This is a genomic window from Vibrio sp. 1562 (assembly GCF_033340155.1).
Classification (GTDB): Bacteria; Pseudomonadota; Gammaproteobacteria; order Enterobacterales; family Vibrionaceae; genus Vibrio; species Vibrio alginolyticus.
Genome location: NZ_JAWOVY010000292.1, coordinates 1 through 736 on the forward strand (window position 1 = coordinate 1; position 736 = coordinate 736).

The following is a 736-nucleotide window of genomic DNA, read 5'->3' on the forward strand; positions in this document are numbered from 1 at the left end:
CATACTGGCGCAAACGACGAATCGTTAACGTTCACCATTCCAGTTTATGCCGTTGATGCCGACGGAGACCGCTCTTCTTTGACGCTCGGTTCGAATGATGCAAAAGCCGCAGAAATCGTTATAGAAGTTAAAGATGATGCGCCTTCTATTGATGGTGTAGAAGCTTTAACGGTGGATGAAGACGACCTTGCGAGTATCGGCTCGGATCAAAATGATTCTGTTTCGGTTGACGGCAAGTTCACCACGACAGAAGGCTCCGATCGAGTGGTGAGTTATCAACTCGACGCATCGACCAATCCAATTGATGGCTTGACTTCACATGGTGAAGCCGTTGAGCTGGTAGAAACCGCAAATGCCGACGGCAGCTTCACTTACACCGCGACAGCAAACGGCAACTCAGTATTTACGCTGGTGGTGAATACCGATGGTTCATACAACTTTACGTTAGAAGGCCCAATCGATCACGCTAGTGGCAGTGATGCGTTAACACTGAATTTCCCGATTACAGCGACGGATTTTGATGGCGATACCAGCACCATGGTTTTGCCTGTCACCATTCAAGATGACGTTCCTACGATTGAGAATGTCGTGCCTCTCACTGTGGATGAAAATGACTTAATTACGAATGGTGGACAATCAAACGCACTGTTGGTTGAAGGACAGTTCACGACCACGCAAGGCTCAGATGGTGTGGTTCAGTACCAGCTTGAAACAGGTTCAGACCCGCTAAACGGTT

1 pseudogene is annotated in these 736 nt (G+C 48.2%); it reads left to right on the top strand.

Annotated elements, in window-relative coordinates:
• Positions 1–736 (top strand): annotated as a pseudogene (locus tag R7Z49_RS24740) (hypothetical protein); the annotation flags it as partial.